Genomic DNA, 19,965 nt, shown 5'->3' on the forward strand with positions numbered 1-19,965 from the left:
CCGACACCCGGGGCCCGGGGTGTCGGGGGGTCAGACCGTCGCTGCGGCCGGTGCCTTGTCGTCGTCCGCGCGCTTCACCGCGGCGAGGAGCATCTGGGCGACGTCGACGACCTCGACCTCGTCGGACGCGTTGCCCGCCGCCTGCTGGGTGGTGAGGCCGTCGGAGAGCATGACGCGGCAGAACGGGCAGGCGACGGCGATCTTGTCGGCGCCGGTCGCGACGGCCTCCTCGGTGCGGTTGGAGTTGATCCGCTGGCCGAGCTTCTCCTCCATCCACATCCGGGCCCCGCCCGCGCCGCAGCAGAACGAGCGGTTGGAGTTGCGCGGCATCTCCTCGAGCGTGACGCCGGGCAGGGCGCCGATGAGCTCGCGGGGCGGGGTGTAGACCCCGTTGTGCCGGCCGATGTAGCACGGGTCGTGGTACGTGACCTTCGCGCCGCCGGTCGGGGCGGCGGCCCCGGCCGCGGGCGCCTTGGGTGCGTCGACGGACGCCTTCGACAGCGGCGCCACCGGCAGCAGCCGGCGCTCGCGGACGAGCTTGTTGAGCAGCTGGGTGTGGTGGACGACCTCGTAGCTGCCGCCGAGCTGCGGGTACTCGTTCTTCAGGGTGTTGAAGCAGTGCGCGCACGAGACGACGACCTTCGTCGCCTTGACCTCGTTGAGCATCTCGACGTTCGCCTGGGCGAGCATCTGGAAGAGGAACTCGTTGCCGGAGCGGCGCGCCGGGTCACCGGTGCAGCCCTCGCCGTCACCGAGGACGGCGAACGTCACCCCGGCCGTGTTCAGCAGCTCGGCGATCGCCCGCGTCGTCTTCTTCTGCCGGTCCTCGAAGGCACCGGCGCAGCCGACCCAGAACAGGTACTCGACCTCGGACAGGTCCTCGACGTCCGTGCCGACCTGCTTGACCTCGAACGGCAGGCCCTTGGCCCAGTCCATCCGCAGCCGCGGGCTCATGCCCCAGGGGTTGGAGTTCTTCTCGAGGTTCTTGAAGAGGCCGCCCAGCTCGCTGGGGAACGCGGACTCGATGAGCACCTGGTTGCGGCGCATGTCGACGATGTGGTCGACGTGCTCGATGTCGACCGGGCACTGCTCGACGCAGGCGCCGCACGTCGTGCACGACCACAGCACGTCGGGGTCGATGACGCCGAGCCCCTCGGCACCCTCGCCGCCGGGGTTGTACGCGCGCAGGACGTCGCCGCTCTCGGCCCAGCCGGTGTCACCGACGAGCGGGCGGGCGGCGGCGATCTTCGTCGCGGCGTCGAGCGCGTCGCGCTGCTCCGCGCCGCCCGGGGTCTGGGCGGCGAGCAGCCACGGCGCCTTCGCGTGCGCGTGGTCGCGCAGCGCGAGGATCGCGAGCTTGGGGGAGAGCGGCTTGTCGGTGTTCCAGGCCGGGCACTGGGACTGGCAGCGGCCGCACTCGGTGCACGTCGTGAAGTCGAGCAGGCCCTTCCAGGTGAAGTCCTCGACCTTGCCGACGCCGAGGGCGTCGTCCTCGTCGAGCTCGTCCATCTGCTCGAAGTCGAGCGGGGCGCCCTTGACCATGACCGGCTGGAGGGCACCGAGCGAGGTGACGAGGCCGCGCTCGGGGTCCTTGCCCGGGTGCCGCTTGAACCAGATGTTCGGGAACGCCAGGAACCGGTGCCAGGCGACACCCATCGTCGGCTGCAGCGCGATCGTGATGAACCACGCCATCGAGACGACGATCTTCAGCGCCGCGACGAGGACGATCGCGTTCTCGAGGGCGCCGGCCGAGGCGCCGGAGAAGAGGTTGCCGATCCAGAACGTCAGCGGGAAGTGCACCGCGCCGTGCGCGCTCTCGCCGCCGAGCGCCTGGCCGAGGGCGTACTCGAGCCCGCGCAGGGTGATCACGCAGACGGCGACCGCGGCGATGGTGAACTCGACGTAGTACGCCTGCCAGAACGTCGACCCGAAGAACCGCGAGCGGCGGCCGGCCTCACCGGCGGCGCTGCGCGGGTGCGCCTTCTGCCGGACGACGATGAGCGCCACGATCGCGACGAGGGTCAGCCAGCCGATGATCTCGGTGACCCACTCGTAGACGACCCAGCGGCCGACGAGCGGCAGGGCGAACTCGGGGTCGACGACCTGGCCGTAGGCCGTCACGAGGGTGAAGAACAGCGCCCCGAAGCCGACGAAGACGAGCCAGTGCATGATCCCGACGAGCGGCCACTTGCCGAGCCGGGCGTGCCCGAGGCTCTCGGCGAAGAGGCTGTACGCCCGGGCGCCGGCCTGGCCGCCGCGCGTCGGGTCGGGCTGACCGACCCGGATCACCCGCACGAGGTGGCCGACCGTGCGCGCGAAGAGCGCGACACCGACGACGGACAGCACGGCGATGACCGTGACGACGGCGATCTGCAGGCCGCTCAGTTCCATGGGTCCGACTCTCCCGTCGGGGCAGGGGTGACGTCTCCCGGCGCGCCGGTGGTTCGGGTCACACTACGCACCCGACCAGCGGCGACTGTCGCCGGGGCAGCATCCTACTGGCGGGTAACAACGGGTGTTCCACGAGGTGGCACCGGGCCACCCGGACGACGGTCGGACGGCGGTCAGCCGGCGGTCAGCCGGCGGTCAGCCGGCGGTCGGACGGCGGTCGGACGGCGGTCAGCGCGCGCGGCCGACGGTCTCGGCCGCCGCGTCGGTGGCGTGCACGAGCCGGCCGTGGGACCACGTCGCGAGCACGCCGATCCCGGCCAGGTCGTCGGGGTCGACGCGGTGCGGGTCGCCGTCGCACCAGACGATGTCGGCCGGGGAACCGGGCTCGAGGGTGCCGGCGTCGGCGGCCCCCAGGACGCGCGCGGCGGACGCCGTGCAGGCCGTCAGGGCCTGCGCCACGGTGAGCGCCTCCTCGGGGTGGACCGGCCGGCCGCGGTCGTCGCGCCGGGTCACGGCCGCGTGCACGCCGACGAACGGGTCGGCCGGGACGGCGGGGTGGTCGGAGCTCAGGGCGAGGTCGACCCCGGCGTCGAGCATCGTGCGCAGCGGGAGCAGGCGCAGGGGTGCCGGCACGGGGGTGACCTCCAGGTCGTGCCCGTACACCGCGAGGAAGGCGGGCTGGGTGACGACCGGCACGCCGGCGTCCGCGATGCGGGCCGCGGCGTCCGGGGCGAGGGCCATCGCGTGCTCCAGGCGCAGCGGGACGGCGTCCGCGAGCCCGTGGTCGGCGGCGCGGGCCCGCAGCACGGTCTCGACGGCGCCGTTGCCGACGGCGTGCAGGGCGATCCGGGACCCGGCGTCCGCCGCGAGCCGGACGAGCGCGTCGAGCCGGCCCGCCGCGGGGTAGCGGATCCCGGTGTGCCAGCGGCCGTCGGCCCCGCGGCGCGGGGTGCCGGTGCGCCGGCCGAGGGACCGGGCGAGCGCCCGGTCCGGGCCGAACCCGGCGCGGACGGCGGAGGCGGTCACCCGCGCGAGCTGCCCGGAGGTCATGCACAGGTGGCAGTACTCCCCGCCGTCGACGAGCACCTTCGCCGTGCCCCCGGCGACGAACGCCGGGGTGTCGATCCGGTGCCCGGTGAGGAGCGGGACGGCGTCGACCCCCACTGCGGCCAGCACGGCCCGCAGCCGCGCTGCGGCGGTCGCGGGTGTCGCCGCGTCCCCGATCCGGGTGATGCCGAGCGCGAGCAGCCGCCGGCCGTGCGCGGCGAGGCGCGCGTCGAAGACGTCCGCATCCAGGACGGGTCTCGAGCGCGCCTCGGCGAGGAAGCTCGCCGACTCCAGGAGCACCCCGGTCGCGCGGCCGCGGCGGTCACGGACGATCCGGCCGCCGGGCGGGTCCGGTGTCGTCGCGGTGATGCCGAGCGCCGCCAGCCCCGCCGAGTTGACGACCGACTCGTGGTAGGTCCGCGCGAGCACGTGGAGCGGGCGGTCCGCGGTGACCCGGTCGAGCTCGGCGGCGGTCGGGCTGCGGTGCTCGGCGAGGGCGAGCGGCTCGTAACCGTGGAAGCGCAGCCAGCCGCCGGGCTCCGGCGCCGCCCGGCCGTCGACAGTGCCGTCGACAGTGCCGTCGAGCGTGCCGTCGAGCGTCTCGTCGAGGGTGGCGACGAGCGTGCGCAGCACCGCGAGCAGCCCCGGCACGTCGGGCGCGCAGCGGCGCAGCACCTCGACCATCGGGTCCGCGGCCACGAGGAAGGCGTGCTGGTGCGGGTCGACGAAGGCCGGCAGGACCGCGCCGCCGGGCAGCCGGCGGACCGTGGCCCCCGGAGCGGCGGCGGTGGCCTCGGCGAGGGACCCCGCGGCGGTGACCCGGCCGTCGACGACCGCCACCGCCTCGACGGGGGGCCGGTCGTGCCGGACGTGCACCGGGACCCCGTGCAGGACGAGCGCGCTCACGACGACCTCCTGCCGGGCCGGGCCGGCGGCTGCCCGCCGACGGCCGCGGTGCCTGCGACTGTAGGCAGCCGCGCGGCCGCCGGTCGCCGGACCAAGGTCGCCGCGGTCCGCGCCCGGGCCCCCCGGGCTAACCCGTGACCGGCACCGCGGCGGTGAGCGGGCGGTCCGCGGACGACGGCCCGACGCTCAGCACGAAGTCACCGGGCTCGACGACCCACCGGTGGGTGGCCGCGTCCCAGTGCTCGAAGGCCCTCGGGGCGAGGACGACGTCCACCTCGACCTCCTCGCCGGGGCCGGCCTCGACGGCCGCGAAGCCGGCGAGCCACAGCGGCGGGCGGGCCACGGCCGAGTCGGGGCGGGACAGGTACGCCTGGACGACGGTCCGCCCGGAGCGTGCTCCGCTGTTGCGTACCTGCACGCGGGCGCGCAGGTACGTGCTCGGGCCCTCGGCGTCCGGCGTCACGACCTGCACGCCGGTGTGCTCCCACGTCGTGTAGCCGAGGCCGTGGCCGAACCAGTAGGCGGGCGCCGGGCCGCCGTCGCTGCCCTGGTGGGCCCAGGCGCGGTAGCCGAGGAGCAGGCCCTCGGAGTACTCCAGGACACCGTCGACGGGCGTCGTCGAGAGCACCGGGCAGTCCTCCTGCGCGACCGGCCACGTCGTCGGCAGCCGGCCGCCGGGCTCGCGGCGGCCGAGCAGCACGTCGGCGAGCGCGTCGCCGAACTCCTGGCCGCCGAACCAGCCGAGGAGCACCGCGGGCACCTCGTCGCGCCACGGCAGCAGGACCGGCGCCCCGGCGTTGACGACCACGACCGTCCGCGGGTTCGCGGCGACGACGCGGCGGACGAGCTCGTCCTGGGCGCCCGGCAGGTCGAGGGACGTCCGGTCGAAGCCCTCGCTCTCGACGGCCGCGGTCGTGCCGACGACGACGACCGCGACGTCGGACGACGCCGCCAGCGCCGCGGCCTCCTCGAGGCCGGCGACCGGGTCCGGTACCGGCGGCTCGACGCACAGCTCCGCGACGCACAGCGCACCGTTCATCCGCAGCGGGTCGACGTGGAGCACGACCCGCACCTCGCGGCCGGCCTCGAGCGTGACCGTCGTGGCGGCCTGCGGCGGGGTGACGAAGTGGACGAAGTCCGGCTCGCCGCCGTCCGGGACGACGACCTCGGTCTCGACCGCGACCGCGCCGTCGACCTCGAGCCGGTGCCGGCCGAGACCGCCGGCGGCGACCTGCCAGGCACCGGCCACCTCGGGGGTGAGCAGGGCCTCGATCCGGGCCGTGGCGGCGTCGTGCTCGAGGCCCGGGTCGCCCCAGCCGATCCGGCCGAACCGGCGGTGCTCGCTCGCGAGGTCCGCGCCGTCCGCCCCGACGTAGGTGACCCGGACGCCCGGCTCGCCCGACACCGGGTCCCGTACGAGGGCCGGCTCGGCGTACGCGACGACGTCGCGGGTACGCACGCCCGGGGCGTGCACGACCTCGACCCCGTCGCCGAGGGCGGCGCGCAGGCCGTCGAGCGGGGCGACGGTGTGCGGCGGGTAGACCGTCGCGCTGCCGCCGCCCTGGGTGCGGGCCTGCGCGGCGTTCGGTCCGATGACCGCGACCCGGGCCAGGGCCGGCCCGTCGAGCGGGAGCAGCCCCTCGTTGCGGACGAGGACCATGCCCTGCGCGGCCGCGGCGCGGGCCGCGGCACGGACGGCCGGGGCGTCGGGCAGCGGCAGCAGGGCCGGGTCGGCCGGCGGTACCGCCGGGGCGACGCCGTCCAGCGCGCCGACCCGGGCGGCCAGCACGAGGATCCGGCGGACCTTCTCGTCGATCGCGTCCTGCGGGACCTCGCCCGCCTGCACCGCGGCGAGCAGCGCGTCGCCCCAGGGCCCGGTCGGGCCGGGCATCGCGAGGTCGAGCGCGGCGCGCGCGGACTCCGCGGTCGACCGGACGGCGGTCCAGTCGCTCATGACGAGGCCGTCGAAGCCCCACTCGCCCTTGAGCGGCTCGGCGAGCAGGTCGCTCTCGGTGAGGGTGACGCCGTCCACCTTGTTGTACGACGCCATGACCGCCCACGGCCGCGCGGCGGCGACGATGTGCTCGAACGGTGCGAGGTAGACCTCGCGCAGCGTCCGCTCGTCCATCCGGACGTCGACCGTCATCCGGTCGGTCTCGGAGTCGTTGGCGACGTAGTGCTTGACGGTCGCGGCGACCCCGCCGGCCTGGACGCCGCGGACGAACGCCGAGCCGACCCGGGCGGTGAGCAGCGGGTCCTCGGAGAAGCACTCGAAGTGCCGGCCGCCGAGCGGGCTGCGGTGCAGGTTGACCGTCGGGGCGAGCAGGACGTCGACGCCCTTGCGCCGGCTCTCGCCGGCGAGCAGCAGGCCGAGCCGCTCCACGAGGTCCTCGTCCCAGGTCGCGGCGAGCGCCGTCGGCGAGGGCAGGTTGAGACCGATGTCGCGCTCGTCCCAGGCCTCGCCCCGGACGCCGACCGGCCCGTCCGACGTGACGACCTGGCGCAGGCCGGCGTCGGGGGCGGCGAAGACCCGCCAGTTCGTCTCCCCCTGGAGCAGGCGCACCTTGGTCGCGAGGTCGAGCCGCGCGAGGCGCTCCTCGACGAGGGCGTCGAGGCCCGGGGTGCCGGCGGCGCCGTCGGGGGCGGCGGCCGGCGCGGGGGTCGGAAGTGTGTCCACGACGTAAACGCTCTCACGACACGCCCGGGCGGCCCCGGCAGCACCGCGGACGGCGCGTCCCACGTGTCCGCGCGCCGACCCTGCCGGGCGGATCGCGCGGGCGGATCGCGCGGGCGTAACGGTCCGGCCGCCGGGGACACTCATGGGCATGACGATCCTCATGTACGGCACGACCTGGTGCTCCGACTGCAAGCGGGCCAAGCAGTTCCTCGGCGAGCAGCGGGTGCCGTACGACTTCGTCGACGTGGACGGCGACCCGGCCGGTCGCGCGGTCGTGCAGGCCCACAACGACGGCAAGGACGTCATCCCGACGATCGTCTTCGACGACGGGTCGGTGCTCGTCGAGCCGAGCAACGCCGAGCTCGCCGCCAAGCTCGGCCTGCAGACCACGGCGAAGTACGCGTTCTACGACCTCGTCGTCGTCGGCTCCGGGCCGGCGGGTCTCACCGCGGCGCTCTACGCCGCGCGCGAGGGCCTGTCGGTGCTCGTCGTCGAGCGCGGCGGCGTCGGCGGGCAGGCCGGGGTCACCGAGCGGCTCGACAACTTCCCGGGCTTCCCCGAAGGGGTCACCGGGGCCGAGTTCGCGGACCGGCTGCGCGCGCAGGCCGAGCGGTTCGGCGTCGAGATCCTCGCCGCGCAGGAGGTCACCGGTGTGGGCGTCGACGGGCACTACCGGACGGTGACGACCGGGGACGGCGCCACGTACGCGGCGTTCGCCGTGCTCCTCGCGCTCGGCTCGACGTACCGCCGGCTGGGGATCGACGGCGAGGACGACCTCATCGGTGCCGGGGTGCACTTCTGCGCGACGTGCGACGGCGCCTTCTACCGCGGCAGGCGGGTCGTCGTCATCGGCGGCGGCAACAGCGCCGGCGAGGAGAGCGTCTTCCTCACCCGCTTCGCCGAGCACGTCACGGTGGTCACCCGGGACGCCGCGCTCACGGCGTCCAAGGTCGTCGTGGCCAAGCTCGAGGAGCACCCGTCGATCGACGTCGTCACCGGGGCGACCCCGGTCGGCTTCGCGACGGACGACGCGGGGCGGCTGCGGGCGCTCGTCGTCGAGCGGGCCGGCGGCCGCTCCGAGATCCCTGCGGACGGCGCGTTCGTCTTCATCGGCCTGTCGCCGAACAGCGCCCTCGTCCGCGACCTCGTCGAGGTCGACGGAGCGGGCTTCGTCGTCGCCGACCCGGGTATGCAGACGAGCGTGCCGGGCGTCTTCGTCGCCGGCGACGTGCGCAGCGGCTCCACCAAGCAGGCCGCGAGCGCGGCCGGTGAGGGGGCCGCTGCGGCGCTGGCGGTCCGGCGCTACGTCGAGCCGCTCGCGAGCGGGGTGCGGACGACGCTCGTCGAGGCCGGGGTCTGACGGCCCGCCGCTCCCGGCCGGGCGGCGGTCAGCCCGGCGGCGGGAACGGGGTGCGGAAGGTGAACGCGTGCGCCGTCGGGCCCTCGTCCGCCAGTCGTCCGAGCCGGTCGAGCGCCTCGTCGACGTCGGGACGGTGCCCCTCCGGCACCCACCACAGGGCGGCCGGCGGCCCCTCCCAGGGCGAGAACCACTCGCGCCGGCGGCGCAGGAAGCCTGCGTGGTCGGACCGGAACACGAACTCCCGCAACGGGTCGAGCCCGGTCCACACCGAGAGGTTGACGATGACGAGCGCGTCGTCGCCGACGCGGACGTCGGTGGCGTCGCCGGTCTCGGTCTGCAGCCGCCAGACGAAGCCGGGCGCGGCGTCGGCGAGGGCGTTCACCGGCTCGAGCCCGGCGACGAAGTCCGCGACGGCGGGGTCGTCGAGCGGCGCCACGAGACGGGCCACGTTGACCTGGGCGAGCTCGTGCTCCGCCATCGCTCAGGATCCCTTGCGCCGCCGCCGCACGGCGTTCGCGTCGACGAAACCGCGGTACACCTCGGCGAGCGCGCGGCGCTGCGCGGGGGTCAGCTCGTCCGCGGCCTTGATGGCGTCGAGCAGCGACACCGCCTCCGGCTCGTCGTCCGCGTCCGGCTCGACGTAGCCGGCCTCGGAGTAGAGCGCGTCGGCGGTCGTCGCGAGCGACTCGGCGATCGCGTCGAGCACGGCCTCGCTCGGCTCGCGCAGCCCGCGCTCGATCTGCGACAGGTACGGGTTGGAGATGCCGACGGCGTCGGCGAGCTGGCGCATCGGCAGGGCCGCGAGCTCGCGCTGCCGGCGGATGATCTCGCCGAGCGAGGAGTGCGGGGAGGCGCGGTCGGGCATGGCGCCAGGCTACGTCGTCCGCCGGCCCGGTGGACCGCCGTACTTTCGGCCGATCAGCCCCGGGGCCGGCACTCCTAGCATCGAGGGGTGCGCGACCTCCTCCGCTCCGTGTGGCGCGAGCCCCGGCCCGCCCCGCCGCCGCGGCAACCGGTCGGCCGGGACCGGCTGCTCGTCGCGGTCGTGGTCGTCCTCGTCGGTGCCGAGTGGGCGCTGCGGCCGGACCTGCCGTGGCGGACCTTCTCGGCCGTCGTCCTCGTCGTGCTCGCGCCGACGCTGCTCGTGCGGCGCACCCGGCCGCTGGTGGCCGTCGCCCTCGCCTTCTGGGGGAGCCTGCTCGCGTCCGCCGTCTCCCAGGGCGACGCGCTGCAGAACTACACCGCGGCCGCCCTCCTGCTGCTGCCGTTCGCGCTGTTCCGCTGGGGCTCCGGGCGGGAGGTCGTGCTCGGGTCGTTCGTCATGCTCACCAAGCTGGGCGCGGCAGGCGCGCTGCGGTTCGTCGACCTGCTCGCCGGGGCCGCCGTCCTCGTCGCGGTGTCGGCACTCGGCGCCGCGTCCCGGTACCGCGCCTCGGCCCGGGTCCGCATCCTCGACCGGGTCCGGCTGCTCGAGCGGGAGGCGCTCGCCCGCGACCTGCACGACACCGTCGCGCACCACGTGAGCGCCATGGCGATCCGCGCCCAGGCCGGGATCGCGACCGCCCCGGCCCGCCCCGAGGCCGCGGTCGAGGCCCTGCAGGTCATCGAGGCCGAGGCGGCCCGCACCCTCGCCGAGCTGAGGAGCATGGTCGGTGTGCTGCGCAGCAACGAACCGGCCGCCCTCGTCCCCGCGCCCGGGCTCGGCGACCTGCCGCGCCTGGCCGATCCGGACGGCGGGCCGCGGGTCGACGTCGTCGTGGCCCCCGACGTGGGCGACCTCGCGCCCGGTGTCGGTGCCGCGGTGTTCCGGCTGGCCCAGGAGGCGGTGACGAACGCGCGCCGGCACGCGCGGCGCCCGACCGTCGTCGAGGTCCGGGTCACCGCCGACACGGACGTCGTCCGGCTGCGCGTGCACGACGACGGCGCCGCCGCACCACCACGACGGGCCGACGGCGGCGGGTTCGGCCTCGTCGGGATGGCGGAGCGGGCCCGGCTCCTCGGCGGCACCTGCTCCGCCGGGCCGGACCCGGCCGGCGGCTGGACCGTGACCGCCGTCCTGCCCCGGCCGGTGACGACGTGACCGCGCCCGGGGCCCTGCGGGTCCTCGTCGCGGACGACCAGGAGATCGTCCGCACCGGGCTGCGGATGATCCTCGACGCCCAGCCCGGGATCGAAGTGGTCGGGGAGGCGGCGGACGGCCGGCGGGCCGTCGAGCTCGCGCGCCGGCTGCGCCCGGACGTGTGCCTGTTCGACATCCGGATGCCCGGCCTCGACGGGCTCGAGGCGACCCGGCTCGTCGCCGGGCCGGACGTCGAGGACCCGCTCGCCGTCGTCGTCGTCACGACGTTCGACCTCGACGAGTACGTCTACGGTGCGCTGCGGGCCGGTGCCCGCGGGTTCCTCCTCAAGGACGCCGGCCCGGCGCTGCTCGCCCAGGCGGTGCACGCGGCGGCCGCCGGGGACGCGCTCATCGCGCCGAGCGTCACCGGCCGGCTGCTCGGGGCGTTCGCCGTGGCCGGCCCGGGAGCGACCCCGGCGCAGCCGGTCGAGCCGCTCACCGAGCGCGAGGAGGAGGTGCTCGCGGCGGTGGCGCGCGGCCTGACGAACGCCGAGGTCTGCGACGCCCTGCGGATCTCGCTGAGCACGGTCAAGACGCACGTCGCGAGCCTCATGGCGAAGCTCGGGGCCCGGAACCGCGTCGAGATCGCGATCTGGGCCTACGAGACGGGCCGGGCCGGTGGTGCTGCCGGCCGACGCGGCTGACGCAGGAGCGCGACCGGCGGTCGGCCGGAAGGACGACGCCGCGCGGCCGATCGGCCGGGCCGACGGCCGGACCCGGGACCGATGTGCGGCGGCGGCGCTCCCGCCAGGCTCGGAGCATGAGAAGCCAACGCCTGCAACGGTTCGTGCCCGCCGGTCTCGCGCTGCTCTGCGTCGTCCCCGTGACGGCGGGGGGCGTCCGGCTGGCCTCGCTCGCCTCCGGCGTCGTGACGCCGGAGAACGCGCGCTTCTTCGACTCGCCGGTGCCGGTCGTCGTCCACGTCGTCGGTGCGAGCCTGTTCCTGCTGCTCGGGATCGGGCAGCTGCACCCGGGGCTGCGCCGGCGCTCGCCCGCCTGGCACCGCCGGGCCGGCCGGGGCATCGTGGCGGCCGGGCTCGCCGCGGCCCTCTCCGGGCTCTGGATGTCGGTCTTCTACGCCCTGCCCGCCCACGACAACGACCTGCTCCTGGCCTTCCGGCTGCTCGCCGGCACCGGCATGGCCGCCTCGCTCGTGCTCGCCGTCGTCGCCGTCCGGCGCCGGGACATCGCCGCGCACCGGGCGTGGATGCTCCGCGGGTACGCGCTGGGGCTCGGCGCGGGGACCCAGGTGCTCACGATCCTGCCGTGGGCGCTTCTCGTCGGCCCGCCGGCGGGCACGGTGCGGGCGGTGCTCATGGGGCTCGGCTGGGTCGTCAACCTCGCCGTCGCCGAGGCGGTCGTGCGGGCGCCCCGGCGACGGGTCGTCCGTCAGCCGCGGGCCGCGATGGCGGTGAACACCGGCGCCCAGTGACCGCGCAGCGCCTCGTGGCCCATGAACAGCCCGAGGTGCCCGCCGGGGACGACGAGCCGCGTCACGTCGTCCGCCGGGGTCGACGCGAAGTCGGCCAGCGCGAACACCTGCGGCGGCGGGGTGATGTGGTCGCTCGACCCGGCGAGCAGGTAGAGCGGGCACGAGATCGCGGCGAGGTCGACGATCCGGCCCTCGACGACGAGCGTGCCGGCGACGAGCTCGTTGCGCTGGAACAGGTGCTCGACGATCCACAGGTAGAACGCGCCCGGGATCGGCTGGGTGTGCTGGAACCAGTTCTCGAACGTCGCGTAGCGGGCGAGGTAGGCCGGGTCGTCGAGGTGCGCCAGGACGCCGAGCTGACGGTCGGTCTCGCCCTGCGGCTGCATCGCCTTGAAGCCGTCGAGCAGCACCTGCCCGGGCAGGACGCCGTCGCCGGCCGCGACGAGCGCGCGGTAGAAGTCCATCCGGCCGTCCGGCGACAGGAGCTGGATCCAGTCGTGGATGAGCGGCTCCCCGGCGTGGAAGTCGACCGGTGCGCCGGCGATCGTCAACGTGGCGACGGTCTCCGGGTGCAGCGCGGTGTAGATCACCGCGAGCCAGCCGCCCTGGCAGTCGCCCACGAGGTGCACGGTGCCACCGAGGTCGGCGACCGCCTCGCGCATCACCGCGAGGTACGCCTCGACGCCCTCGTCCTTCGTCGCCGGGGTCGCGCCGACCCAGTCGAGCGAGAGCACCCGGGTCAGGCCGGCGTCGAGCGCCGTCCGCACCTGGGACTGGCCCTCGGCGTAGTCGACGATGCACGAGTCGTGCCCCGCCTGCGGCGGCAGCACGAGCACCGGGACCCCGGCGGCCCTGCCGCGCGGGCGCTTCGGGGAGAAGTCGCGCAGCCGCGCGACCGGCCACTCGCGGACGACGGTGTGCGGCGTCGTCCACGTCGGCGGCTCGCGGCGGGCGACGACGCTGCTCCACTCGAGGACGTCCGCCGCGACGTCGAACGGGGTCGCACCCCGCTCGAGCGCTCCGCACCAGTAGTCGACGCTGTGCCGCACGACGCTCGACCAGACGTCGAACGCGGACGTCACGGCCGAGTCGACGATCCCGGGCGGGCAGGTACCGGCACGAGGTGCCTGGCGGACCGTGGGCTGCGGGCCGTCGAGGGGCTGGGTGCTGGCCGTCGGCTTGCTCATCGGGCGGTCCATCCTTGGTCCATCGGGATCGCGACGCCCGTGACGGAAGCCCCGCCCGGGCCGATCAGGAACGCGGCCATGGCGGCGACCTCGTCGGGCTCGACCATCCGCTTGACCGCCTGCGGGGCGAGGATGACCTCTTCGAGCACACGCTCCTCGGGCAGGCCGTGCGCCCTCGCCTGGTCGGCGATCTGCCTCTCCACCAACGGCGTCCGGACGTAGCCCGGGCAGATCGCGCACGTCGTGACGCCGACCGGGGCGCCCTCGAGCGCGAGCGTCTTGACCAGCCCGAGCACGCCGTGCTTGGCCGACACGTAGGCCGCCTTGAACGGTGACGCGACGAGGGCGTGCGCCGACGCGACGACGAGGAACCGGCCCCGGCCGGACGCCACGAGGTGCGGCCAGGCGTACTTGGCGAGGAGGAACGGGCTCGTGAGGAGGATCGCGAGGATCGCGTCCCAGCGGTCCTCGGGGAAGTCGGCGATCGGCGCCACGTGCTGGAAGCCGGCGTTCGCGACGACGACGTCCAGCCGGCCGAACCGCTCGACGGCGGCGGCGACGGCCGCGGCGTTGCCCTCGCGGGTCGTGAGGTCGGCGGCGAACGGGACGCCGGGGACGGCGGACGGGTCGTCGGGGACCGTGATGTCCACCGCGAGGACGTCGTAGCCGTCCGCGACGAGGCGGGCCGTCACCGCCGCCCCGATGCCGCTGCCGGCGCCGGTGACGATCGCCGCCCGCCGGACGGCGCTGTCTGGGGTGCCGGTCATGCGGTCCTCCTCAGGTCTCGTCGTCATGGCCCCGGAGCTACTAGCGCGTACGACCCGATCAAGGGGTCATACGCGCTGGTAGGTGCGGGTGGAGGGCCGGTGCGCGGCAGCGACGGGCAGGTGCCCCGTCCCCCTGCCCGCCGCTGGTCCTGTTGCGCGTGTGGCGTCAGGCGAGGAGCTCCCGCGCCGCCTTCGTGTAGACGGCGGTGACGTCCTGGACGAACGTCGCGTGGGTCTGCGCGAGGGCCGTGACCCAGTCGAGGTTGCTCGCGCCGGCGATCTTCTGCTCGAAGTCGACGAGGCTCGTCAGCGCCTTCTCGTAGGCGTCGATGGAGGTGAGGCCCGCGGCCTTCGAGCCGGCGATGATGCGCTCGTTGAGCTCGCGGACGCGGCCCGCGGCCTCCTCGAACGCGGCGGCGTCGAACGTCGGGGTCGTGGGTGCGGTCTTCGTGGCCATGGTGGCCTCCCTGGGGTCCGTGGGTGGGTGAGATCCGTTCCGGTGCAGGTGCTCCGCGCCGGTGGGGCGGTGCCGAGGTCTGTTCCCAAGTTAGCAAGCAAACTGCTAACTAGCTAACGGTCTGGGTGTCGGGCGGGTCACATGTCCAGGCCGCCGTTGACGCCCCACACCTGCCCGGTGATGTAGGCGGACGCGTCCGCGGCGAGGAAGTGCACGACCCGGGCGATCTCGTCGGGGTGCGCGAGCCGGCCGACCGGGATCTGGCCCTTGATCTTGTCGAGGACCTTCTCCGGGATGTGCTCGAGCATCTCGGTGGCGACGAAGCCGGGCGTCACGGTGTTCACGGTGATGCCGATCGAGTCCTCGGTGAGCTTGCCCGCACGCGCCAGCTGGAAGGTCGCCTCGCGGGCGAGGGTCTTCGTCAGGCCGAAGAGCCCGGACTTCGACGCGGCGTAGTTCGCCTGGCCGATGTTGCCCATCTCGCCGATGACCGAGGAGACGTTGACGATGCGCCCCGAGCCGCGCTCGACGAAGTGCGCCAGCGCCGCCTGCGACAGGTAGAAGGCGCCGGAGAGGTTGACCGACAGCACCTTCGTCCAGTCGTCGTCGGTCATCTTCGCGACGGTCTTGTCGATGGTGATACCCGCGTTGTTCACGAGGATGTCGAGCCGGCCGTGCTGCTCGATGACCTCGGCGACCGCGCGGCGGCAGTCGTCGCCCGACGCGATGTTGCCCTGGTGCAGGGTCACCGTGACGCCGTCCGCGGCGTGCTGCTCGCGGAAGGCCGCGGCGAACGCCTCGGCCTTCTCCGCGTTGCCCGCGTAGCCGGCGGCGATCGACGCGCCCTGGCTCGCGAGGCTGCGCGAGATCGCGGCGCCGATGCCGCGGGTGCCGCCGGTGACGAGGGCGACCCGGCCGCGGAGCTTGCCGCTGAGGTCGGGCGCCGGCTGCTGCCGGACGAGCGTCGGGGTGTCGAGGTGCTCGGACACGGTCATGGCGTTCTCCTGTCGGGGGTCTGGGCAGGGGTGCGTGCGGTGCGCGTGCGTGCCGTGCGTACTGCGCGGGGGGTGCGTGCCGGGCGGGAGCGCTCGACGAGCCACCCCGCGATGTCCGGCCAGATGAGCCCCTTGGCCTTGGAGCCGGCCATGAGGCCGATGTGGCCGCCGGGCCGGTCGAAGTGCGTGAGGTCGGTCGTCGAGACCATGGACAGCACGGGCAGGGTGCCCGCGCGCGGCGCGATGTGGTCACCGGCCGCGGTGACGACGAGCACGGCCTGGCGGCGGATCGCGCCGAGGTCGACCTGCCGTCCGCGCAGCGTCAGCGTGCCGTCGACGAGCCGGTTCTCCTTGTACATCAACCGGATCCAGTCCCGGAACGCAGCCTGCGGGAAGCGCGGGTTGTCGGCGACCCACTTGGCCATCGCCTGGTAGGCGACCTTGTTCGCCGTCCCCTGCCGGACCTGCCCGAAGAGCCGGCGCTTGGTCGTCAGGTAGTTCGTCACCGGCTTCATGAGCTTGTTCGCGGTGTCGACCATCGGGCCCGGGACGCCCTCGTGCGCCGTCGCGACCCGGTCGGCGTCGAACGACGGCCGGCCGACCCACTGCCGGTAGAGGCTGCCGGAGGTGTCGAGCGGCATCGTGAGGAGGACGAGGTTGCGCACGGCGCCGTCCGGGTGGAGCGCCGTGTACATCGCCGAGAGCGCGGCGCCGATGCACCAGCCGACGACGGAGACCTCCGGGCTGCCGCTGGCGCGCACCGTCTCCCGGACCGCCCAGTGCAGCTCGTCGCAGACGTAGTCGGCGACGCCCATGTCGGCGTCCTCCTCGCCGGGCACGCCCCAGTCGACGAGGAAGACGTCGAACCCCTCGCCGAGCAGGAACTCGACGAACGAGCTGCCGGGGCGCAGGTCGAAGATCTCCGGCCGGTTGATGAGGGCGAAGACGAGCAGCACCGGGACGGCGTGCCGGCGGTCCGCGCTGCGGTACCGGTAGAGGGTCGTCTTGCGGTGGGTCCAGACGACGTCGCGCGGCGTCGCGCCGATGACGGCACGGTCGGTCGTGAGGAGGATGTCCGCCGTCCGGGCGACGTCGAGCGGCAGCCGGGCGGCACCTCGCGCGACCGAGACGGCGTCCTGCGCCAGCCCGCCGACGAGCTGCCCGACGCGGCCGGTCAGCGTGCTCACCGGGAGGTCCGGACGGTCGCGCCGTTGCGGGGCGCCGCCGCGCGTGCCGCCCGCGCCGGCCGGGCGGCCCGGGCGTCGTCCGAGGGGTCGTCCGAGGTGTGGTCCGGCGGGAAGTCCGGGACGGCGAGCCGCCCGGAGATCTCCTGCACCTCCTGGAGGAGCCGTTCGAGCTTGTCCTCGGTGCGGGCGAGCTGGCGGGCCAGCCCTGTGACGTCCGCACGGGCCGCGAACCGGGTCAGCCGGACACCCCGGTCGACGACGGAGTTGGCGACCCCGGCGAGGGCCATGACGTTCGTCGCCGTCGTCGCGAGCAGCTCGGCGAAGACGTTCGAGCCGACGGCCTGCTCGGCGAGCGCCGCGGCCTTCGCCTCGGCCTGCTCGTAGAGCGCGAGGAGCTGGGTCAGCGGCGTGGGCGGTGCCGCGGGCGGGCCGCTCACGCCGACGCCCCGCGCTCGAGGAGGGCCGCGATGCCCTGGCCGCCGCCGATGCACATCGTCACGACGGCGTACCGGCCGCCGGTGCGGGCGAGCTCGTGGAGCGCCTTGACGACGAGGATCGCGCCGGTCGCCCCGATCGGGTGCCCGAGGCCGACGCCGCTGCCGTTGGGGTTCGTGCGGTCGGCCGGCAGGCCGAGGTCGCGGGAGACGGCGAGCGCCTGCGCCGCGAAGGCCTCGTTGACCTCGAAGACGTCGATGTCGTCGACGGTGAGCCCGGCCCGGTCGAGGAGCTTCGTCACGGCCGGCACCGGACCGATGCCCATGTACTTCGGCTCGACCCCGACGTGCGAGTAGGCGACGAGGCGGCCGAGCGGGGCGACCCCGAGCCGGTCGGCGGTCGCCCGGTCGGCGAGGACGACGGCGGCCGCGGCGTCGTTGACGCCCGAGGCGTTGCCGGCGGTGACGCTGCCCTCGCGGGCGAACGCCGGCCGCAGCTTCGCGAGGTCCTCGACGGTGACGTCGGGGCGGGTGTGCTCATCGGCGGAGAAGAACGTGGAGCCCTTGCGGCTCCTCAGCTCCACGGGGACGATCTGCCCGGCGAACCGGCCCTCCGCGGTCGCCGCGGCGGCGCGGTGGTGGCTCTCGACGGCGAGCGCGTCCTGGTCCTCGCGGCTGATGCCCCACTTGCCGGCGACGTTCTCCGCAGTGATGCCCATGTGGCAGTCGTCGAACGGGTCGGTGAGGGCGCCGACCATGGCGTCGATCGTGCCGCCCGGGCCCATCCGCTGCCCCCAGCGCAGCCCCGGCAGCCAGTACTGGGCGCGGCTCATCGACTCCGCCCCGCCGCCGACCGCGACGTCCGCCTCGCCGAGCGCGACGGTCTGGGCGGCGGACACGATCGCCTGCAACCCGCTGCCGCACAACCGGTTCACGGTGAGGGCCGGGGTCTCGACCGGCAGGCCGGCGTTCACGGTCGCGACCCGCGAGAGGTACATGTCGCGGGCCTCGGTGTGGATGACGTTGCCGAAGACGACGTGCCCGACGGCGTCGGCCGCGACGCCCGAGCGGGCGACGGCCTCCTTCGTCACGAGGGCGGCGAGGTCGGCGGGCGGGGTGTCCTTGAGGCTGCCGCCGTACTTGCCGATCGCCGTCCGGACGGCGGAGAGGACGACGACGTCGCGTCGTCCGGGTGCGGTCTGCTCGCTCATGGGGGCCTCCTGGGTGCGACGGGGTGCGGTCCGGCACCGCTGCGGCCGGCGCGGCAGTGGTGGGGCCGAGGTGCGGCAGGGGTGGACGACGTGGGTGACGAGGTGACGGCCGGGGCCGGCTGCCGCACCGGCCGTCACCTCGTTCTCCAGTGAGAGTGCGGGGCGCCCGCCCGCACCTCAAGGCACCTGCGCCCCGGTCGGGACGGGCGCGAGGGCTGCGGCGTCACACGGTCGTGATCCCGCGACGAGCGGTCGGACCTGACCGTTACGCGCATGTGACCGCGACGACACACGCCTCGATTGCACTACCGGGCGGTAGGAGCAGGCCCCGGGTCGTTGCCTCCGGGACGCTCCCGCCCTGTTCCGCCAGGTGTTCCCCCACGTGTTCCTGCACGCGGAACGGGCCCCGGTCCGACCGTGTGGTCGGACCGGGGCCCGTTCACCCCGTCCCCGGGCGCAGCCGACACCCGCCGACGCCCTCTTCCGGCGGGCGCCCCCTGCCTGCACCCGGTGAGAGCCTTCGCCGTCGGCGCCCCTGCTCCAAGGGGGCGAACGGCCCGCACCCGCCGGGCGGCGCGCTGCCGCGCCGTACGGTCACCGGCGGACGACGAGCGGAAGGGGACCGTACGACGTCGTCCTGTGCTCAGAGGGCCGGCGGCCGGTACCCCGTCGGCTCGCCGGGGCCGAGGTCGACGACGGCCGCGACGGGACCGCCGCCGTCCGGGCCCTGGTGGGCCGCCGAGACCGAGACGAACGCGGCGGGGTCGCCGGTCACGGACGCCGTGACGCCGCCGACGCACGACTTGATCTGGCGGTGCCAGTGCACGTCGGAGTCGTCGAGCATCGCGTTGCGGCGGCCGCGGACCTGGCCGTCCTGGGACGCCTCGCACTTGAGGAAGACGTTGACGAGCCGCCCCGCCAGGTCGCTGTGGTGCGGGCGGTCGGGCAGGTCGAGGCCGGCCGCCCGGATCGCGTCCCAGATGCCGTCGGCGTCGAGGGCGTCGCGCATGACGGCGTGGCCGATCCGGTACCGGCCGCCGACCCCGACCGCGTTGCCGACGACGACGACCTGCGCCTGGTCGAGCTCGACGCCCGAGGAGCACGACGCGACCGAGGAGTACAGCGAGCGGTCGTGCATGACCTGCTCGTCGGTGACGCCGTCGATCTCGCCGAGCGCGAGCGCGATGCCGAGCGCGGTCGTCCCGTTCGAGAGGTCCATCGACTCGTGGGTGTGCTCGGTCCAGACGCTCTTCCCGCGGGACTTCGCGTCCCGGATCGTGTGGATCGTCAGCAGCGGGGTCTTCGTCTGGACGTAGTGCACGTCGTCCGGGTCGGTGATGCCCGCACGCTCCATCGCGACCTTCACGGCGGCGGCGACCTTCTCGACCATCGTCACCCGGCCGATGTCCTCGGGGAGCAGCTGCTCGCTCATCGCGAAGCCGACCGTGAGCCGCGGCTCGTCCTTCGCCAGGCCCGCGTCCGGGTGGTCGGCGGGGATCGTCGCGAAGATCGTCGCGTGCGGCGAGAGGACGCCGTCCGTGCCGCCCGACCAGACGATCGGCACCTGCATGACGGCGTCGTGGTCCCGGGTGCCCTTGGCCATGAGCACCTCGCGGAACGCCCGGTCGGCGATGATCCGGGTGTAGTCGTTGACCCCGCCGTTGCCCTCGGTCTTGCCGATGACCGCGACGACCCGGTCGGCGTCGAGCACGCCGGCGTCGACGAGCTCGGCGAGACCCGAGGCGTCGCTCACCGTCTTCAGGGCGACCTTGCGGACCTCGATGGCGTCGGGCAT

The 19,965-nt window shown here is 74.9% G+C and carries 17 protein-coding genes; 4 read left to right on the forward strand and 13 right to left on the reverse strand.

Annotated elements, in window-relative coordinates; genetic code table 11:
* Positions 1-30: 30 nt before the first annotated feature.
* The 3 genes from ECOMGDLI_RS25660 to ECOMGDLI_RS25670 form a co-directional block, all read right to left on the reverse strand.
* Complete coding sequence (locus tag ECOMGDLI_RS25660; RefSeq protein ID WP_088319687.1) at positions 31-2,391, reverse strand: (Fe-S)-binding protein; 2,361 nt, start codon at positions 2,389-2,391, stop codon at positions 31-33.
* 228 nt (positions 2,392-2,619) lie between these two features.
* Entirely contained in the window at positions 2,620-4,344 is a 1,725-nt protein-coding gene (locus tag ECOMGDLI_RS25665) for an amidohydrolase (protein ID WP_088319688.1), read from the reverse strand.
* Between the two features lie 127 nt (positions 4,345-4,471).
* Entirely contained in the window at positions 4,472-7,021 is a 2,550-nt protein-coding gene (locus tag ECOMGDLI_RS25670; protein ID WP_233153630.1) for a beta-glucosidase, read from the reverse strand.
* Positions 7,022-7,169: 148 nt separating this feature from the next.
* Here ECOMGDLI_RS25670 and ECOMGDLI_RS25675 point away from each other — a divergent pair, with 148 nt between their 5' ends.
* The gene (locus tag ECOMGDLI_RS25675) at positions 7,170-8,381 is read left to right on the forward strand and encodes an FAD-dependent oxidoreductase (protein WP_088319745.1); all 1,212 of its coding nucleotides are present in this window, start codon (positions 7,170-7,172) and stop codon (positions 8,379-8,381) included.
* Positions 8,382-8,409: 28 nt separating this feature from the next.
* On the opposite strand, the gene ECOMGDLI_RS25680 is transcribed toward ECOMGDLI_RS25675, so the two are convergent.
* Entirely contained in the window at positions 8,410-8,859 is a 450-nt protein-coding gene (locus ECOMGDLI_RS25680) for a DUF3291 domain-containing protein (protein WP_088319690.1), read from the reverse strand.
* A 3-nt stretch (positions 8,860-8,862) separates the two neighbouring features.
* Positions 8,863-9,246: a helix-turn-helix domain-containing protein gene (locus ECOMGDLI_RS25685; RefSeq protein ID WP_088319691.1), complete on the reverse strand. Its 384-nt coding sequence runs from the start codon at positions 9,244-9,246 to the stop codon at positions 8,863-8,865.
* Positions 9,247-9,333: 87 nt separating this feature from the next.
* On the opposite strand from ECOMGDLI_RS25685, the gene ECOMGDLI_RS25690 reads away from it, so the two are divergent.
* The 3 genes from ECOMGDLI_RS25690 (at position 9,334) to ECOMGDLI_RS25700 (ending at position 11,932) form a co-directional block, all read left to right on the forward strand.
* Positions 9,334-10,461 (forward strand): sensor histidine kinase, encoded by a 1,128-nt coding sequence (locus ECOMGDLI_RS25690; RefSeq protein ID WP_088319692.1) that lies wholly within the window; start codon positions 9,334-9,336, stop codon positions 10,459-10,461.
* The gene (locus ECOMGDLI_RS25695; RefSeq protein WP_088319693.1) at positions 10,458-11,144 is read left to right on the forward strand and encodes a response regulator transcription factor; all 687 of its coding nucleotides are present in this window, start codon (positions 10,458-10,460) and stop codon (positions 11,142-11,144) included. The genes ECOMGDLI_RS25690 and ECOMGDLI_RS25695 overlap by 4 nt, the downstream gene beginning before the upstream one ends.
* Positions 11,145-11,260: 116 nt before the next feature.
* Positions 11,261-11,932: a DUF2306 domain-containing protein gene (locus ECOMGDLI_RS25700; RefSeq protein WP_088319694.1), complete on the forward strand. Its 672-nt coding sequence runs from the start codon at positions 11,261-11,263 to the stop codon at positions 11,930-11,932.
* Here the strand turns inward: ECOMGDLI_RS25700 and ECOMGDLI_RS25705 are convergent.
* The 8 genes from ECOMGDLI_RS25705 to ECOMGDLI_RS25740 all read right to left on the reverse strand — a co-directional run bounded on the left by ECOMGDLI_RS25705 (position 11,890) and on the right by ECOMGDLI_RS25740 (position 19,965).
* On the reverse strand, positions 11,890-13,119 hold the full coding sequence (locus ECOMGDLI_RS25705) for a DUF3141 domain-containing protein (protein WP_158221158.1): 1,230 nt from the start codon (positions 13,117-13,119) through the stop codon (positions 11,890-11,892). The two genes, ECOMGDLI_RS25700 and ECOMGDLI_RS25705, sit on opposite strands and share 43 nt — an antisense overlap.
* The gene (locus tag ECOMGDLI_RS25710; protein ID WP_088319696.1) at positions 13,116-13,886 is read right to left on the reverse strand and encodes a 3-hydroxybutyrate dehydrogenase; all 771 of its coding nucleotides are present in this window, start codon (positions 13,884-13,886) and stop codon (positions 13,116-13,118) included. The genes ECOMGDLI_RS25705 and ECOMGDLI_RS25710 overlap by 4 nt, the downstream gene beginning before the upstream one ends.
* A 166-nt stretch (positions 13,887-14,052) precedes the next feature.
* Positions 14,053-14,343, reverse strand: a complete 291-nt coding sequence (locus ECOMGDLI_RS25715; protein ID WP_088319697.1) for a hypothetical protein — start codon at positions 14,341-14,343, stop codon at positions 14,053-14,055.
* Positions 14,344-14,480: 137 nt separating this feature from the next.
* Positions 14,481-15,338: a 3-oxoacyl-ACP reductase family protein gene (locus ECOMGDLI_RS25720; protein WP_088319698.1), complete on the reverse strand. Its 858-nt coding sequence runs from the start codon at positions 15,336-15,338 to the stop codon at positions 14,481-14,483.
* Entirely contained in the window at positions 15,335-16,525 is a 1,191-nt protein-coding gene (locus ECOMGDLI_RS25725) for an alpha/beta fold hydrolase (protein ID WP_198955179.1), read from the reverse strand. Before ECOMGDLI_RS25725 ends, ECOMGDLI_RS25720 begins: the two co-directional genes overlap by 4 nt.
* Positions 16,522-16,962: a hypothetical protein gene (locus ECOMGDLI_RS25730; protein WP_088319699.1), complete on the reverse strand. Its 441-nt coding sequence runs from the start codon at positions 16,960-16,962 to the stop codon at positions 16,522-16,524. The genes ECOMGDLI_RS25725 and ECOMGDLI_RS25730 overlap by 4 nt, the downstream gene beginning before the upstream one ends.
* Positions 16,959-18,170, reverse strand: a complete 1,212-nt coding sequence (gene bktB, locus ECOMGDLI_RS25735; RefSeq protein ID WP_088319700.1) for a beta-ketothiolase BktB — start codon at positions 18,168-18,170, stop codon at positions 16,959-16,961. Before bktB ends, ECOMGDLI_RS25730 begins: the two co-directional genes overlap by 4 nt.
* A gap of 643 nt (positions 18,171-18,813) precedes the next feature.
* Positions 18,814-19,965, reverse strand: a complete 1,152-nt coding sequence (locus ECOMGDLI_RS25740) for a ring-opening amidohydrolase (RefSeq protein WP_088319701.1) — start codon at positions 19,963-19,965, stop codon at positions 18,814-18,816.

The sequence above is a fragment of the Kineosporia sp. R_H_3 genome (assembly GCF_002198675.1).
GTDB lineage: Bacteria > Actinomycetota > Actinomycetes > Actinomycetales > Kineosporiaceae > R-H-3.

Excerpts from the sequence above, each read along its gene's own strand:
- ECOMGDLI_RS25660 (WP_088319687.1), bottom strand. The coding sequence starts at position 2,391 with ATGGAACTGAGCGGCCTGCAGATCGCCGTCGTCACGGTCATCGCCGTG.
- ECOMGDLI_RS25675 (WP_088319745.1), top strand. The coding sequence starts at position 7,170 with ATGACGATCCTCATGTACGGCACGACCTGGTGCTCCGACTGCAAGCGG.
- ECOMGDLI_RS25680 (WP_088319690.1), bottom strand. The coding sequence starts at position 8,859 with ATGGCGGAGCACGAGCTCGCCCAGGTCAACGTGGCCCGTCTCGTGGCG.
- ECOMGDLI_RS25685 (WP_088319691.1), bottom strand. The coding sequence starts at position 9,246 with ATGCCCGACCGCGCCTCCCCGCACTCCTCGCTCGGCGAGATCATCCGC.
- ECOMGDLI_RS25700 (WP_088319694.1), top strand. The coding sequence starts at position 11,261 with ATGAGAAGCCAACGCCTGCAACGGTTCGTGCCCGCCGGTCTCGCGCTG.
- ECOMGDLI_RS25705 (WP_158221158.1), bottom strand. The coding sequence starts at position 13,119 with ATGAGCAAGCCGACGGCCAGCACCCAGCCCCTCGACGGCCCGCAGCCC.
- ECOMGDLI_RS25710 (WP_088319696.1), bottom strand. The coding sequence starts at position 13,886 with ATGACCGGCACCCCAGACAGCGCCGTCCGGCGGGCGGCGATCGTCACC.
- ECOMGDLI_RS25715 (WP_088319697.1), bottom strand. The coding sequence starts at position 14,343 with ATGGCCACGAAGACCGCACCCACGACCCCGACGTTCGACGCCGCCGCG.
- ECOMGDLI_RS25720 (WP_088319698.1), bottom strand. The coding sequence starts at position 15,338 with ATGACCGTGTCCGAGCACCTCGACACCCCGACGCTCGTCCGGCAGCAG.
- bktB (WP_088319700.1), bottom strand. The coding sequence starts at position 18,170 with ATGAGCGAGCAGACCGCACCCGGACGACGCGACGTCGTCGTCCTCTCC.
- ECOMGDLI_RS25740 (WP_088319701.1), bottom strand. The coding sequence starts at position 19,965 with ATGCCCGACGCCATCGAGGTCCGCAAGGTCGCCCTGAAGACGGTGAGC.